This window comes from Faecalibacterium sp. 9 (genome assembly GCF_048320955.1).
Classification (GTDB): Bacteria; Bacillota; Clostridia; order Oscillospirales; family Ruminococcaceae; genus Faecalibacterium; species Faecalibacterium wellingii.
Genome location: NZ_JBLWGB010000001.1, coordinates 438,407 through 453,615, shown reverse-complemented (window position 1 = coordinate 453,615; position 15,209 = coordinate 438,407). Strand labels below are relative to the sequence as shown.

Here is a 15,209-nt window from a genome sequence, read left to right as displayed (position 1 = left end):
TATGTTAGGAAATTTTTCGTATTCAAATCCGACAAAACTTTACTTTGGAGAGGAGTCTCTTTGTTCTTTGAACGAGGAGCTTCCCAAATATGGAAAAACCGTTCAGTTGATTTATGGCGGTGGTTCTATCAAGAAAAATGGTATTTACAATCAGGTTATGAGATTACTGAAAGATAACGGAAAAGTAGTCGTTGAGGATGGAGGCGTGATGCCAAATCCTACCGTGGAAAAACTGCGAGAGGGTGTTCAGATTGCCAGAGAGAATCATGTGGATTTTCTGCTGGCTGTAGGCGGCGGCTCTTGCTGCGACTATGCAAAAGCGGTTTCCGTGTCTGTTCACTGTGACGAAGATCCATGGGAAAAATATTATATCCGCTTTGAGGAGCCGGATTGTGAGATTGTCCCTGTTGGCTGTGTATTGACTATGGTGGGGACCGGAAGCGAAATGAATGGAGGTGCGGTCATCACCAATCACGATCAAAAGCTGAAAATCGGTCATGTGTTTGGAGATGCTGTGATGCCGAAGTTTGCAATCCTGAATCCGAAATTCACTTTTACATTGCCGAAACAGCAGATGGTGGCCGGCATTTATGATATTTTCAACCATATCTGCGAGCAGTATTTCTCTGGGGAGGACGACAATACCAGCGATTATATCAGCGAGGCACTGATGAAATCGGTAATTCACAGTTCGAGAATTGCCATTCGGAATCCAGAGGACTATGAGGCAAGGTCGAATATCATGTGGGCTGCAACCTGGGCACTGAATACGCTTGTTTCCAGAGGAAAAAGTACCGACTGGATGGTTCATATGCTTGGTCAGGCAGTAGGAGCATATACGGATGCAACTCACGGAATGACGCTTTCTGCGGTGTCACTTCCTTACTATCGGTATATTATGCCTTATGGTCTTAGCAAGTTTTGCCGTTTTGCTGTGAATGTGTGGGAGGTCGATCCTGCTGGAAAAGCTGATGAACAGGTTGCCAGAGAAGGGCTTTCCTGTATGGAAGTTTGGATGAAAGAACTGGGACTTACAATGAATCTCCATGAGTTGGGAGCAACAGAAGAAATGTTGCAGGGTATCGCAAATGGAACCTTCATCATGGAAGGTGGATATAAGGTGTTGAATCATGATGAAGTGTTGGAGATTTTGAAGAACAGTCTGTAAGTATTTAAGAAGGAGCTTTTAGAACGATAATATAATAGAGAAAGACAAGTGCTGTGAAAGAAATTTTTCTTTGATGGTGCTTGTCTTTTTTTTAATTCATCACTTGACATTGTGGCACAACTTCATTAAGAATTTTCATGGCTTCTTACCTCCTGTGTCTAAAGCATAAAGCTGCACGAACCGTGCAGTCAAGGTCTTTTTGAAATTTTTTGAAAAAATAATAGGTACACCATGCTTCCATAGTGTACCTGCCAATAAGGTAGTGTCTGTTCGATTGTCCAAATCCCTGCCATGAATCATAGTTGTGAATGTACATTTGATGCTTGGTCTAAACAGGCAAGATTGCAGCTGCCGTTTTGGGCTCGAACCTGACCGTTTTCCTGGCTTTGCATAAAAACTCAATGCCTGTTTTAAGGGGCTGATTTTGGCTCTGCACATTTTTGCACACTTTTTGCACACCGGAACAGCTGGATAACGGATGCGAGAGGGGATAACAGGTGCAAGGAATGCAGCAGATGCAAAACGTAAATTTACGATAAAACGATAAAAATAACGAATTGACGCAATTTTGAAAATTGACGATTGTTGCACGTTGGTTTCTCTTAATCAGTGGGCCCAGGGTTCGAGTCCCTGGAGGTGCACCAGATATTGAACGTCAAGTCGTAAGATTTGGCGTTCTTTTTTTGTTATGTAACCCCGAAAAATCGGGGCCTGCACGGTCAATGCACGGTTTTTGCACGGTCGGCTTTTTCGTAGGAATCCTTTGCAGGGGCTGGAATTGCTTTGAAATGCGTGGTAAATTTTGCATCAGGTCAGCAGAGCCAGACGGAGCTGCGCCTTTACTTCAGGGTCTGCGTTCTTCAGAAGTTCCAGCAGGGCAGTCATAGAGATGGTCGGTTCGCCTTCGGTGGGTACAACCTGCGGGCTGGGGCTTTCCTGTTTGGCATAGAACCCTTCCTCAAACTTCCTACCCAACTCCACACGGGAGGACTGCTGGATATGGGCGTAGGTGTTCACCAACATATCTGCCGTGGCGTGTCCTGTGGTGCCCTGAACAGCTTTCACATCGCCGCCAGAGATCATCAGCTGATAGGTGGCACTAGAATGCCGCAGACCATGGAATACGATACGCGGAAATTCCGGGTGTGCATCCTGCCATTTGAGGAACTTCTTGCGGATCAGCACAGGCTCTACCGCCAGACCGTTGGGCAAACGGAACAGCATTCCACTGTCATGGTAACGTGTTGGGTCTTTCCTCTCGTCTGCCGCCAGCTGCTTCAGCCACTTCTTCAATTCCTCTTTCAGAGCAGAGGTCATGAAGATGGTGCGGCAGGAAGACGCCGTTTTGGTACTCTTCAAAATGAGGGAAGTAGTGCTGCGTTCCAGCTTGTCCGGGAATACCTTGATGATGCAGCCATCGTCCACTTGGTTCAGGGCTTCTTTTCGCACCCGCTGCATGGATTTGTTGATACGGAATGTTCCGATACCGTCCGCAGCATCAAAGTCGATATCCTCTGGGGTCAGACCTACGATCTCGCCCTCTCGCAGTGCGCCCACCAGTGTGAGGTGGACTGCCAGATGCAGGATGGGGTCCTCCATGCTGTCCAGAGCCGCCCGCATCTCCTCTACCGTCCAGATGATACGTTCCTGCGTGGACTTCTTGGGGCTGTCCACGGGAACAGGGCTTTTGACAAGGATGCCCCACTCTACGGCATACTGGAACGCTGTTCCTAGCAGCCGATGCACTTCGTGGATGGTGGTGCCGGAAAGGAACCGCTGCTTCTGCTTTTCGGTCAGGTTCTGCTTCTTACCCTCGATATACGAACCGCAGGGTGTTTTGCTCAGGGTCGTGTAGAGGTTTTCCATGTGGTAGGGCTTGAGTTTTTGCATCTCCATGCTGCCGATATATGGGATAATAAGGTTCTGGATGGTGGAAAGGTTGGATTCGTAGGTTTTGGGTGCCCACTTGTGCTTGCTGCACTGCTTGGGCAGCCAATCCATCAGGAACTCTGCCACCGTCACCGAGGACGGAATCAGGAATGTGCCAACTACCAGTTCATGTTCGATCTGCTTTTTTCGGTTCGTTGCCTCCTCTTTTGTAGGAAAACTTTCCCATTTGTCGCAGCTCTTGCCGTGTTCATCTTCGTAGGTGTAGCGGACGCTGTAAGAGTTGCCACGCTTCGTAATATATGCCATACTGTTTGCCTCCTCTTATCAAGCTGCCCGGTAGAGCCACGCATCGAAGCTGTCCTTCGGCACACGGATGCTTCCGCCTACCCGCAGGACACGGAATTCGGTGGTGCTGTTGCACAGGTTGTAAGCAGAGCGCAGACTGATGGCCAGCATTCGTGCGATCTCTTCCACCGTGTACACCAGTTTCGTGGTTGCCGGGCTGTCAGTCGGAGACTTGACGGCATTGGTTTGAGTGACCACTTTCATTGTAGTGGGATTCGTGTCCTTTTGCAAGAACTTTTTCGTATAATCGGAAGATTGCACAGGGACAGTCATAGAATTACGGTCAAAATCCATAAGCATTTCTCCTTATATTGTCATATCATCTAAAAATTCAGCTTAAAGTTCTACATCTTGCCCACGCTTGCGGTTTTTCTGCTGCTCATTCATGGTGCGCTCCTGCTTGGGGGCAAGAATCTTTTCCAGAAAGCCGCGCACCAGTTCGGGCGCACGGTGGAGAGCATCCAGATAGGGTTTCACGTCGTACCACAGGTCGTGGTACTTGTTGCTCCAACGAACGGCCTCCTTCTTGGCGGTGGAAAGTTCTTCTTTCAAGCGGCGGTTCTCCACGTCCATCATATAGCCGTGGTCGGCTTGCTTTTTCAGCTTGGAAAATTCTTCTTCGGTCAGCGAGTAGTTACCGAGAAAGGTGCGCTTGCCGATATAATCCAGATCGCGCGCATGAATGAGGGCTTCTTTCGTGAGCGTGGCCTTTTTCTGCACAGCGGCAAGTTCCTTCTCCTTTTTGGAGAGGGTCTGACTGGTTTTGGCAAGCGACTGCGCCTTTTGGTCGGCTTGGGCGGTCAGGCTGTCCAGCCGCTCCTGCTCTCGTTGGACTTTGAACTGGGTGACGGTCAGGTGTTCTTCGGTACTGCCGCGCTCGCCGCGCTCCACATCCGTGTACCCGGCAGTACGCATATAGTTGAAGAAATCGTCTTGCAGGACGCTGTACGACTTCTTCAGGACTGGCTTGCCATTCTTTTGCAGCACGGGCTTTCCGGCATCGTCCAGCAGGGGCTTGGATGCCCACTTCTTGCTTCGGCTGACCTGCATGACGGTCTCCTTGACGGTGCCGACCAGTGCCTTGTCCTTGCAATGTTTCGACCAGAGAATCTGCTTTTCAACCACAGGTACATAGACCACGTGGAGATGGTAGTGGTAGACCTCCCGGCCTAGTGCTTCGGTCATGGCGTGGTTGATCTCATCCGCGTGCATGACTGCCGAGAGGATATACTGCTCACCACCCACGATCTGAACGGCTGCTTTGTAGGCATCCGCATAGAACTGCTTGGCGAACTCGTAGCCGCCGTGGTTGTCGAAGTAGGCTGAGTTGACATCAAAGACAAGCTCACAGTAGTGGGTGGCATCCGGTTTCAGGCCGCGCGTGGAGATGGTTCCATCGGCTTCCAACTGGGTGAACAGGTCGGTGTAGCTGGCGGTTGGCTTTTTGAAGTGGACGTTCCATGCAGCGCGCTGGGGGATAATATCGGGGTTCCGATAGCTGTCCTTTTCACGCTCATTGTGCTGCTGGGTGTTGCCAACGGCCTTGTCCGAAACGGCGAGATTTCGGACACTGGTGCGGTCAACGCCATCGTTTCTTGCCAAAGGGCATCCCTCCTTTCGGGGTTCAGAGGAAGGTGACGGGGACGGAGATGCACTTCCCCGGAAGTGTAATAACCCACTATAACACTTTCATCCCTATGGGCTGCAAAGTGTAGTGGGCTCTTCGAGGACTCTCCGAGGGGGAACGTCTCCTGCGGGAGAGCTACGATCAAGTTCGCACAATGCGAACTTGATTGCTCCGTACGCATCTGAAAAAATTGCGTACGGACTTCAAATAACCTGTACGGTTCGTACGGTGTACGGAAGCGCAAAATATAAACGATAACTCGTTCTAATTTACCTCAACTTGCCGTACGGGTGCGTACAAGTACAGACCGTACAGGTTGTACGAACTTCTTCCGTGAAAAAATGCACTTTTTACGGGCAGGGGTGAACAAGCGGTTCGATGTCCACAAAGCCCCGCACTCTGCGGCCACCGGGCAGGTAGATGTTATGTACTGCACCAGAGTACCCCAAAGTGGGAACTCTGGTGTTTTTTACTTCCTGCCTGAATATACGGAAAATTTTGCAGGAAAGGCGAAAAAGCAGCAGAACTGCAACGGAAAAAGAAAAAAGCCCTTACTGGTTGCAGAGTTGCTACAGCTCTTTTTAATAAAGAAAAATTTATCACTGCCAGACGAAACACGCGGTCGAGAAACAAAAGCCCAGAAAACTGGATGTTTTTGATAGAAAACACAGGAAAAACCTGTGGAAAAGGTTGAATTGAAGGAAAACGAACAGCTTATTGTTGCATTGAACAGTCAAAAAGTGCATAATAAAGGCAGACAACGACCTATGAGGAGGTTTTGGCGTTGAAAACAGAAAGCGGCAAGGAAAAGCGGATGGTCCAGGAACTGGACCTTTTGAAAAAACATCAGAAAATATCAGTAAAAGAACTGGCAGCAGCGCTTGGGGTATCTGAGATGACCGTGCGGCGCGATTTGGAACTGCTGCGCAAGAACCATGTGCTGGAGCGTAGCTATGGTTATGCCGCGCTGGTAGAAGGAGGAAACGGCTATTCTTACGAAGGCGAAAACTACGATCTGCGCCGGGCACGGCTGGAAAATTTTGCGGAGAAAGACCGCATCGCCAAATATGCAGCTTCTCTCATCCGCCCGGACGACTGGGTGTTCCTCGACAACGGCACCACCGTTTCACGGATGACGTTCTACCTGCCCACAGATTTTGAGTATACGGTGCTCTGCTACAACTTCCTCATCCTGGCTGAATTGCTCAAACACTCGAATATCAAGGTCATTTTTCCCGGCGGCTACTACCACCCCGAGGATTATAACTTTACTTCCCCGGAGGCTGTGGAGTTCATCCGCCGCCACCGTGCCAACAAAGCTTTCCTCTCGGTGTCGGGTGTCCACCAGAGTCTTGGCATCACCTGTATCAACGCCAACATCGTGGAGAACAAAAAGGCCATGATCGAGTCCTCGGCCCAGAACATCATTCTGGCGGATTCCAGCAAGTTCGGGCTGGTAAAGGCCAACCACTTTGCGGACATCCCGGATATGGATCTGGTCATCACCGATACCAACCTTCCTGCCGGGTGGAAAAAGATCCTGGCAAATGCACAGACGCAGCTCAAAATGGTCTGATAAAATGAAGATGAGGGGGCTGTTGCAAAATGCAACACTCTCTATTTTAACGGTAATACGCGATAATTTAAACTGCAATCTTACATAAAGAAAAGCAAGTGCAACACTTTTTCTCGAAAACCAGAATTTTTTGATGGAGATGTGATGCACTTGCTTTTTGTATTGTTCACTTTTTCGCTTATTTTTGAAATTGTTATAGCTAGTTGTGTTGTGCTATTTTGCAACAGCCCCTTTTTGTGTTCATTTAAACATGATTTGAGTGAGCAAGATATAACTTTTTTGTGCTTGATAGGCGGGTGAAAGCCGTCTGGACGAACCGAAAAATTCAAAAGAACCTTGTTTGAATAAACAAAATATGACGTAGAAAAGATTTTTTGCGACGATGCTGGATACTTGAGCCAAGGAGAAAAGAATACAATGCAAAAAATGTTCAAAAGAACAAAAATAGCATGATTTTAATGGCGCAAGTGAACAAAATACGCCCGGAAATGTGTGCAATGTCATGAAATGAAACAAAAACTATTGACGAATCCGGGAGAGAATGTTATTCTCTGCTCAGAGAACGAACAAACAGTATGTTTGAATAAACAGAGAGGAGCAGAGCTGTGAGACTGACAGAGATAACAGACGACCTGACGGGCGCTGCTGATTCCGGCAGTTACTTCACCGCACGAGGCCGGAAGGTGCGTATCTGTACGAATGGACGGTGCAGTCTGGAACATGAGACCGACGAGATCCTGACCGTGAACCTCTCTTCCCGCAACACCGCGCAGGACAAGGCGCGGCAGCTCCACGCAGACCTTCTGAGGCGGCTCGAGCCGGGCGGCTTCTATATGAAGAAGATTGGCACGGGCTTCCGGGGCAATGACTCCTACGAGCTGGACGGTCTGCTGGACGGCTGGCCGGACTACAATGTGTTCATTGTGGACAACGCTCCCGACCTCGGTACCTTTACCCTTTATGGCAACCAGTACTGTGAGGGCGAGATCCTCCCCAAGTCGGTTTATGCCAACGACCCCATCTTCCCACCGACGGAATCCTACATCCCCAAAATTCTGGGAAAGGACACCGACAAGAAGATCGGTCTGGTGGACATCGACGCAGTAAAGGGCAGCGAGGAAACGCTGCTGGCCGCTGTGGAACATCAGCTGGCCGAGGGAACACGCATTCTGGTGTTCGACGCCATCACCCGGGCAGATGTCCTTCATCTGCTCAAGACGCTGGCGCCCCGATACCCCAAGGTGTTCTGGACCGGCTCTCTGGGCATCGCGGATGGTCTGGCCGAATATCTCTACGGCCCGGCGCAGACTCACACCTTCCCTGTGCGGGACATCCGGAGCCTTTGCTTCTGTGCTTCGGCCTACGACATCGCTCATAAGCAGATCACTTATTCTGCGGAGCGTGGGCTGCAGACCGTGCCGCTGGACATCGACGCCTACATCGAGGGCGGCAAAGAGGTGCCGCAGCTGGCCGCAAAGCAAGCAGAGCAGCTGCTGGGGCAGGGGAGCGTCATCCTCTTCCCGCAGGTGGAAAAATATTCCTACAAGCCCGGCACCAGCAAAGCTATCATGGAGTGCTTTGCACAGGCTGCGGCAGCGTTTGACCACGATGCCGCATTCGACCGGCTGGTCATCATCGGAGGCGAGACTTCGCAGGGCGTGCTCCGGCAGTTCGGTGTTGAGCATCTGCAGCTCGGCTGCGCACTGGAACCCGGCGTGGCACAGGGCCTGATGCTGGACGGCTGCTTCGCAGGCCGGGAGTTCGCTCTCAAGGGCGGCAGCATGGGCCGTGAGGATACGCTGGAAAAGATGCTCTGCCGGAAGGAGGTCGTTTACTGATGGAACATGAATCGATCGTCTGGCCGAAACCGGCCGATGACATCATCCGCTACTCGGCACTGGTCTACCAGAAGGGTTTGGTAAGTGCAGCGGGAGGAAATGTCAGTGCTCGGCTGGGAGGTGATATGCTCATCACCGGCAGCAACGTGCCGCTGCGGGCAGTCACCTACGAAGGTCTTGTGCTCTGCGACGCTGAGGGGCATGTCAAGCGAGCAGCGCAGGGGCTGAAGCCCTCTAAAGAGACGCGGTTCCATCTGGATGTCTACCGCCTCCGCCCTGAGATCAACTATATCATCCACGCCCACCCCACCTATTCGGTGCTCTGGACGCTGCAGAAAAAGCCGCTGCCCCTCTACACCGAGTCGGCAAAGCTCAAGCTCGGCGAGGTGCCCATCGTGCCCGACCGGGCACCCGGTTCCACAGAGCTGGCCGATGTCGTGGCAGAAACGGTGGCCAAAGCATCGGCGGACACAAGGGCTTTCCTGATGGAAGGCCACGGCATCCTCGTTATGGGCAAGACCATGGAAGAGTGCTTCGATCAGGCAGAGCTGTTGGAAGATACAGCCAAGATCGCGTTCCTGCAGCAGCTGGCCTGCCTCCGCTGAGGCTTTGATAATTACGAACTGTAAACACAGGATATAAAAACAAAAAGAAAAAGGAGAATAATCTTATGAGCACCAAGAAAATTTCCCGCCGTGATTTCCTGAAGGTAGCCGGAATCTCCGCTGCTGCCATTGGCCTGACCGCCTGCGGCGGCTCTTCCAGCACCGCAGCTTCCACCACCGGCAGTGCAGGCTCTGCTGCTGCATCGGCTGAGAGCGCTACTTTCTCGGTCACTGCAGACGTCACCGGTGACCGCGCCCCCTATGTGGAACGCTTTGCTGAACTCATCTCCGACAAGACCGGCGGCCGCTATCAGGCTAACGTCATCGCCGCAGGCTCTCTGGGCAACGGCTCCGACATGGCACAGATGCTGCAGATGGGTACGCTGGATGTGCTGATGAGCGACGATATGACCATAGACGGCGTGCTGGACGGCGCACTGGGCTTCGCATGGCTGCCCGGTCTGGTGGCTGACTACGACGAGGCGGATAAATACTACCTCAAGGGCTGGATCGCCGACGAAGTGGCCAAGATCATGGAGCAGAACAGCCTCATCCGCATCTCTTCTTACTGCAACGGCTTCCGTCAGGTGGGCAATATCGTCCGCCCCGTCACCGAGATGTCTGACTTGGCCGGCCTGAAGATCCGCACCCCGTCCGTCGCCTCTGTTGTCTCTTTCTATGAGAAGTGCGGCGCACTGCCCGTCATGATCGCCGGTTCTGAGGTGCTGAATGCCCTGCAGACCGGTACCGTCGATGGTCTGGACAACGCGGTCTTCAATTACACCAACCAGGGCATTCTGGATGTCATCACCCACATCACCGAACTCAACTACTGCTACTCCGGCGGCTGCTTCATCGCAGGCGCTCCCTTCTGGGAAAAGCTGAGCGACGAGGACAAGGCCGCCTTCAAGGAGGCTGCACAGGAGGCTTCTGACGAGTTCACCGAGTTCTTCCGTGAGAAGACCGAGAAGGTCACCAACGACGGCGTGGCCAGCGGCCAGTGGACCGTGGATCAGCCCTCCGATGATATGAAGGCTAAGCTGCAGGAGATCTACCAGCAGATCTGGGAAGAGAGTCGCGGCTCCTACAGCGACGAGATCATGGACGCCATCACCAGCGGTGATTACAAGAACAAGTAAGGCTATGTGGCGCTCCATATTTTGTTGTAAAGTGATTCTGCCGCCTTGCGGGGAGTGCCCGGGGGCGGCAGTTTATGAAAGGAGGCAAATGCTGTGAACAGCAATAACAAAACGCTGCAGGGCTTGAAGAAAGTCAACGACAGACTGTTGGGCATCGAGATCTTCCTGCTGGCTCTTATCACAATTCTGCTGGTCGCGGCCATCTTCATCGAGGTGGTTTGCCGGTATTTCCTGTTTATCTCTGCCGCGTGGGCAGAAGAGTTCACCCGTTATCTCTTCATTTGGCTGACCTACATCGGCTCAGCCTATGCCATCTGCGACAACAGCCACACCGAGATCGATGTGCTCAAGCAGGTGCTTATGAAGATCAAGGGCCCGGCCCGCGAAAAGTGGCTCAAGGCGCTGGAAGTCGCAGCCATCGTTTCCACTTTTGCATTCCTGGTCGTCTTTGCCAAGCTCTTCTTCGACTATATGATGAAGATTTTCAGTACCACCCAGACTTCGCCCACCATGCGCATCCCCATGGGCTGGGTCTACCTGCCGGTGTTTATAGGCATCGTGCTGGCAGCCCTGCACGAGGTGTACATGCTTGCAGCCTGCCTGCTGGGCGGCGATAAGAAGTCTGCCGCCGAGGCGGACAACTGAGAAAGAGGGTGAAATTATGACAGCGCTTCAAGCTTTGCTTATCTTCCTGATCTCCTTCATGGTGGTGGCCGTCCTGTTCAAAATGCCGGTCTCCTTTGCACTGGGCACATCCTCTCTACTGGTGCTGGCTTTTGGCGGCTACAATCTGGTCACTGTGCCCCAGTTCGCGTTCTCCGGTCTGGACAGCTTTGCTCTGCTGGCCATCCCGTTCTACATCTTCGCCGGTGTCATCATGGAATACAGCGGCATCTCCAAGATGCTGATCGACTGGATCAAATCTTTTGTGGGTCGTATTCGCGGCGCCACCGGCGTCATCACCATCTGCGCCTGCATGGCCTTCGGCGTTCTGACTGGCTCGGCCATGGCTACCATCTCCGCCATCGGCAAGATGATGGTGCCCGAGCTGGAAAAAGAGGGCTACCCCAAGGCTTATAACTCCGCTTTGCTGGCGGCTACCTGCTTTCTGGGCATTCTCATTCCCCCGAGTGTCCCCGGCATCATGTACGCTCTGGCCTCCGGCGGCAAGATCTCTGAAATCTGGATGTCTACCGTTGGCCCTGCCTTCATTTTTGCAGTGGGCTACTTCGTCATTAACTACTTCCGCATCGGCCGTCATCAGGTCAAGCCGGAAAAGGTCAATGTGGCGTTCAGTGAAAAGGTCCGTCAGATCGGCAAATCCACCTTCTACGCTATCCCGGCCCTGCTGATGCCCATCATCATCTATGGCGCTATCTACGGCGGCTTCTGCACCGTTACGGAGGCAGGCGCTGTGAGCTGCGTCTACGGTATCCTCTATTTCGCCGTTCTGAAAATCATCAACAAAAAGAAGATCCAGATCACCTTCTGGCGCTGCTGCGCCATCGCCGGTGCGTCCACTGCCGTTATCGGTCTGCTGAACGCCTTCTCTGCTGTGGCCGGCAAGGTCATGACGCTGGCCGGTATCTCCTCCTTCCTGTCCAACCTGATCACGGCCAATATCTCCAGCCGCTGGGGCTTCCTGCTGATGATCAACATCCTGTTCATCTTCATGGGCACATTCATGGACATTAACGCCACCATCCTCATCATGACCCCGCTGTTGCTGCCCGTGGCGCAGACTTACGGCATCAGCACCGTCCACTTCGGTGCCATCATGCTGGTCAATATGTGCGTTGGCTTCCTGACTCCTCCCTTTGCTGTCGGTATCTTCGTTTCCACCAAGATCGCTCACTCCACATTTGGAGAAACGGTCAAGGAAGCCATCCCCTTTATGGGCGTGGGCCTGATCGCCATCCTGATCACCACCCTCTGCCCGCAGTATATCAACTTCTTTGTGAACCTGCTTGCGTAAACAGCAGCAACGAGGTAACAGTATTATGATCGGAAAAGAAATTCGTCTCAAGCGCCTGATGCCCACCGAGGACGGTAAGTACTTCGGCTTGACTGTAGACCATGCCATGGGCCGTGGTGTGATGAAAGGTCTGGATACCATCGATGATACCATTGCCAAGATGGTGGCCGGCGGTCCGAATGCCATCACCATGCATAAGGGCATTGCAGAACACTGCTTTGCTCCCTACGCAGGCAAGACCTGCCTTGTGCTCAAGTTGACCACCTTTGGCGTCTACCATTACGAGAGTGATGTGCAGGTGGCCAGTGTGGAAGAAGCCATTGCCATGGGTGCCGATGCCGTGTCGGTGGGCTGCATCCTAGGCGGTGACAATCAGGAGCAGCAGATTGCCATGCTGGGCCGCATCAGCGAGGAAGCTCACCGCAACGGGATGCCCCTCATCAGCCATATCTATCCCCGCGGCAACCATATCACCGGGGACGACCAGCGTAGCGTGGAGAACGTGATGTACGCTGCCCGCACTGCTGCAGAGCTGGGGGTGGATCTGGTAAAGACCACCTACACCGGCGACCCCGAGAGCTTTGCCCGGGTGGTGCAGGCTGCCCCCACCCGGGTGGCCATTGCCGGAGGCAACGGCTGCAAGACCGCACAGGATTTCATTCAGATGACCCGTGATGTCATGGATGCCGGTGCTGCAGGCGTGACTTACGGACGCTTCGTGTTCCAATACCCCCATGTGACCCCGCTGGTCAAGACTCTGGGACAGGTGGTACACAATGGTCTGTCCGTGAAGGAAGCCATGGAGCTGCTGGACACGCTGGAGCATGAGGATGCATAAGGGAGGACCGCTATGCTGAAATTTGATCTTCAGAAGCCCAATGATGTGGTAGCCTTTGGCCGCGCCACCATCGATCTCTATGCCAATGAAATCGGCCCCATGGAGGAAGCAAAGACCTTCTCCAAATATGTGGGCGGCTCTCCCGCCAACACCGCTGTCGCCATGGCCCGTCTGGGCCTGAAAGTTGGCTACATCGGCAAGGTGTCCGATGACCAGTTCGGACGCTTCATCGTCAGATATCTGGCTGACCAGGGGGTGGATACCTCCCACATCGAGACAGCCGCCCCCGGCATCCGTTCCGGTGTGACCATGGGTGAGATCAAAGAGGGCTCGTGCAATTGTTTCATGTACCGCACCGACTGCGCCGACCTTCACATCGACTGTGCTCAGCTGGACGAGAGCTATATCGCCAGCCACAAGCTGCTGCTCATCTCGGGCACATCTCTCTCCCATTCTCCGGCGCGGGAGGCTGTGTTCCTCGCCATCGCCATGGCAAAGCGGAACGGTGTGGTTGTTGCCTTTGACCTCGACTACCGTGACGGAACCTGGGACAATGACGACGAGACCAGTATCTATTTTACCCTCGCCGCCCAGCAGGCTGATATGGTGCTGGGAACCCGGGAAGAGTTTGATAAGATGGAAGAACTTTTCCACCCGGGCAACCATGATGACGACCGGAGTGCTCACTGGTTGCTGGAGAAGGGCGTAAGCCTTGTCTCCATCAAGCAGGGCAAAAAAGGCTCTCATCTCTATACCACCGAGGGCCGCACCATGGGCGGTATCTATCCAACAAAGGTGCTCAAGAGTTTTGGTGCGGGAGACTCCTACTCCGGCTCTTTCAACAATGCGTTGATACGTGGGAAGAGTCTGGAAGAAGCACTGAAGTATGCAGCAGCTGCTGCTTCAATCACCATTACCGGCCATAGTTGCTCCGATGCCATGCCCACCTTGGATCAGGTAGAAGAGTATGTGCGGACCCACGAGTATCAGATGCCGGAGGCTTGAGAACCACTGCAAGAACCATATCACTCCCCCTTTTTTAACACAGAAGCCGCGCATTGACAGGACGTGCGGCTTCTGTATTTTTGTTTGTTCGGGTACAAAGCGGGGGTGCGGCCACGCAAACCAATGCCGTCAAGTCGGTGGGGGAGAGGGTGATTTTTGTTTGTCGGAGAGTAAGTGCACGGTTTCTGCACGGATTTTGCACGGTTTCAAAACGTGCAGAAGGTGCTTTTCGTTGCAAAATCCGACAAAGGGTGCAGAAATTACTGGGTGAAAAATCACGTTGTCTTGATTAAAAATAACGATGACTCGAAACTTCCATAAATTGAGACGAACCGGCGGCTTGCTCTCTTAATCAGTGGGCCCAGGGTTCGAGTCCCTGGAGGTGCACCACAACAACAAAATCCGAACTTTTTTCCGATAGGAGAAGGGTTCGGATTTTTTGTATTCTTCGGAAAACAGAACGAATCCCTTGCTTCCATCGAAAAATGTCCTAGACCTTATCATAAGAAAGCACGACAGACCATTGTGAGAGTGCCTTAAGGCGGAAAGGACACAAACATGAAGTACGATGAAAGAGCCTGCAAATTCAACATGGACACCGGGTGCGTGGAGCTGCTGCTCCGGGATGGAAGAAAAATATCCATCGACTGCACCGGGGTCGAGGATGCGTTGGATGTGACCATGGCGCAGAGGTCGGAGTTGGATTATCTCATCTACAATGACCCGCTGGGCTATGCGGATTTGATTCTGAATGGCGACCCGGAGGAATATTTGAAAAACGTAATCGGGAGCCATGGGTTAGAAGATTAAGGGCAAAACAAAAAACAGGGTGCGCCCTGCGGACGCACCCTGCCAAAGACCACATACGATAGCGATATGTACAACAGGGCGTTCCCCGTCGGGAACGCTCTGTTTCTCTTTGCTGGTAGTGTGATGAGCCTGTTCCGCCTGCCATGCGGCAAACTCCCGCTGGCCTTCCTCGCTGTTCCAGCAGGCAAGGATGGCCGGGTAGAACGCCCGTGCTAGACGGTCAATGACTTCATCGGGGTAGGGGGAAGTGTTTGTGGACTTTTTCTTTTTGTTCAAACGCACGCTCCTTTGATCGTCCCACCGTGGCAAAGTCGGGCGAGAAAATCAAAGTTCCAATTTTTATCAGGCGCAAGGGCGCGGAAGTTTTCCACCCTGCACTTGCGGCTGGTGGCT

16 protein-coding genes are annotated in these 15,209 nt (G+C 52.6%); 11 read left to right on the top strand and 5 right to left on the bottom strand.

The annotated features are described in order from the left end of the window. Position 1 precedes the first annotated feature (1 nt). Positions 2-1,168: an iron-containing alcohol dehydrogenase gene (locus ACKXF9_RS02130; RefSeq protein ID WP_418265160.1), complete on the top strand. Its 1,167-nt coding sequence runs from the start codon at positions 2-4 to the stop codon at positions 1,166-1,168. Between the two features lie 135 nt (positions 1,169-1,303). On the opposite strand, the gene ACKXF9_RS02125 is transcribed toward ACKXF9_RS02130, so the two are convergent. The 4 genes from ACKXF9_RS02125 to ACKXF9_RS02110 all read right to left on the bottom strand — a co-directional run bounded on the left by ACKXF9_RS02125 (position 1,304) and on the right by ACKXF9_RS02110 (position 5,005). Next, a complete protein-coding gene (locus ACKXF9_RS02125; protein WP_418265159.1) occupies positions 1,304-1,759 on the bottom strand; it encodes a hypothetical protein in 456 nt (151 codons plus the stop codon). A gap of 216 nt (positions 1,760-1,975) precedes the next feature. Then, a complete protein-coding gene (locus tag ACKXF9_RS02120; RefSeq protein ID WP_418265158.1) occupies positions 1,976-3,364 on the bottom strand; it encodes a site-specific integrase in 1,389 nt (462 codons plus the stop codon). Between the two features lie 18 nt (positions 3,365-3,382). Beyond that, positions 3,383-3,697 (bottom strand): helix-turn-helix domain-containing protein, encoded by a 315-nt coding sequence (locus ACKXF9_RS02115; protein WP_418265157.1) that lies wholly within the window; start codon positions 3,695-3,697, stop codon positions 3,383-3,385. Between the two features lie 42 nt (positions 3,698-3,739). Beyond that, entirely contained in the window at positions 3,740-5,005 is a 1,266-nt protein-coding gene (locus ACKXF9_RS02110) for a plasmid recombination protein (RefSeq protein WP_418265156.1), read from the bottom strand. A gap of 387 nt (positions 5,006-5,392) precedes the next feature. Here ACKXF9_RS02110 and ACKXF9_RS02105 point away from each other — a divergent pair, with 387 nt between their 5' ends. The 10 genes from ACKXF9_RS02105 (at position 5,393) to ACKXF9_RS02060 (ending at position 14,816) form a co-directional block, all read left to right on the top strand. Further along, complete coding sequence (locus ACKXF9_RS02105; protein WP_418265155.1) at positions 5,393-5,689, top strand: hypothetical protein; 297 nt, start codon at positions 5,393-5,395, stop codon at positions 5,687-5,689. Positions 5,690-5,814: 125 nt separating this feature from the next. Continuing rightward, positions 5,815-6,606 carry a DeoR/GlpR family DNA-binding transcription regulator gene (locus tag ACKXF9_RS02100; RefSeq protein WP_418265154.1) on the top strand — a complete coding sequence of 264 codons (792 nt, stop codon included), beginning with the start codon at positions 5,815-5,817 and terminating at the stop codon, positions 6,604-6,606. A gap of 605 nt (positions 6,607-7,211) precedes the next feature. After that, on the top strand, positions 7,212-8,444 hold the full coding sequence (locus ACKXF9_RS02095) for a four-carbon acid sugar kinase family protein (protein ID WP_207677313.1): 1,233 nt from the start codon (positions 7,212-7,214) through the stop codon (positions 8,442-8,444). Then, positions 8,444-9,049 carry a class II aldolase/adducin family protein gene (locus ACKXF9_RS02090; protein ID WP_316545759.1) on the top strand — a complete coding sequence of 202 codons (606 nt, stop codon included), beginning with the start codon at positions 8,444-8,446 and terminating at the stop codon, positions 9,047-9,049. The genes ACKXF9_RS02095 and ACKXF9_RS02090 overlap by 1 nt, the downstream gene beginning before the upstream one ends. A gap of 65 nt (positions 9,050-9,114) precedes the next feature. Beyond that, positions 9,115-10,188 carry a TRAP transporter substrate-binding protein DctP gene (dctP, locus tag ACKXF9_RS02085; RefSeq protein WP_207677326.1) on the top strand — a complete coding sequence of 358 codons (1,074 nt, stop codon included), beginning with the start codon at positions 9,115-9,117 and terminating at the stop codon, positions 10,186-10,188. Between the two features lie 93 nt (positions 10,189-10,281). Then, complete coding sequence (locus ACKXF9_RS02080) at positions 10,282-10,833, top strand: TRAP transporter small permease (RefSeq protein ID WP_316545760.1); 552 nt, start codon at positions 10,282-10,284, stop codon at positions 10,831-10,833. 16 nt (positions 10,834-10,849) lie between these two features. Beyond that, the gene (locus tag ACKXF9_RS02075; protein WP_418265153.1) at positions 10,850-12,163 is read left to right on the top strand and encodes a TRAP transporter large permease; all 1,314 of its coding nucleotides are present in this window, start codon (positions 10,850-10,852) and stop codon (positions 12,161-12,163) included. 25 nt (positions 12,164-12,188) lie between these two features. Next, on the top strand, positions 12,189-13,001 hold the full coding sequence (locus ACKXF9_RS02070; RefSeq protein WP_207677309.1) for a class I fructose-bisphosphate aldolase: 813 nt from the start codon (positions 12,189-12,191) through the stop codon (positions 12,999-13,001). A gap of 12 nt (positions 13,002-13,013) precedes the next feature. Continuing rightward, positions 13,014-14,006: a 5-dehydro-2-deoxygluconokinase gene (iolC, locus tag ACKXF9_RS02065; RefSeq protein WP_418265152.1), complete on the top strand. Its 993-nt coding sequence runs from the start codon at positions 13,014-13,016 to the stop codon at positions 14,004-14,006. 558 nt (positions 14,007-14,564) lie between these two features. Beyond that, the gene (locus ACKXF9_RS02060; RefSeq protein WP_418265151.1) at positions 14,565-14,816 is read left to right on the top strand and encodes a DUF6061 family protein; all 252 of its coding nucleotides are present in this window, start codon (positions 14,565-14,567) and stop codon (positions 14,814-14,816) included. Here ACKXF9_RS02060 and ACKXF9_RS02055 read toward each other — a convergent pair. After that, positions 14,805-15,098, bottom strand: a complete 294-nt coding sequence (locus tag ACKXF9_RS02055; RefSeq protein ID WP_418265150.1) for a transposase — start codon at positions 15,096-15,098, stop codon at positions 14,805-14,807. The two genes, ACKXF9_RS02060 and ACKXF9_RS02055, sit on opposite strands and share 12 nt — an antisense overlap. Positions 15,099-15,209: the final 111 nt, after the last annotated feature.

Coding starts and splice junctions, on each gene's coding strand:
- ACKXF9_RS02075 (WP_418265153.1), top strand. CDS start 10,850: ATGACAGCGCTTCAAGCTTTGCTTATCTTCCTGATCTCCTTCATGGTG.
- ACKXF9_RS02070 (WP_207677309.1), top strand. CDS start 12,189: ATGATCGGAAAAGAAATTCGTCTCAAGCGCCTGATGCCCACCGAGGAC.
- iolC (WP_418265152.1), top strand. CDS start 13,014: ATGCTGAAATTTGATCTTCAGAAGCCCAATGATGTGGTAGCCTTTGGC.
- ACKXF9_RS02120 (WP_418265158.1), bottom strand. CDS start 3,364: ATGGCATATATTACGAAGCGTGGCAACTCTTACAGCGTCCGCTACACC.
- dctP (WP_207677326.1), top strand. CDS start 9,115: ATGAGCACCAAGAAAATTTCCCGCCGTGATTTCCTGAAGGTAGCCGGA.
- ACKXF9_RS02115 (WP_418265157.1), bottom strand. CDS start 3,697: ATGGATTTTGACCGTAATTCTATGACTGTCCCTGTGCAATCTTCCGAT.
- ACKXF9_RS02090 (WP_316545759.1), top strand. CDS start 8,444: ATGGAACATGAATCGATCGTCTGGCCGAAACCGGCCGATGACATCATC.
- ACKXF9_RS02130 (WP_418265160.1), top strand. CDS start 2: ATGTTAGGAAATTTTTCGTATTCAAATCCGACAAAACTTTACTTTGGA.
- ACKXF9_RS02060 (WP_418265151.1), top strand. CDS start 14,565: ATGAAGTACGATGAAAGAGCCTGCAAATTCAACATGGACACCGGGTGC.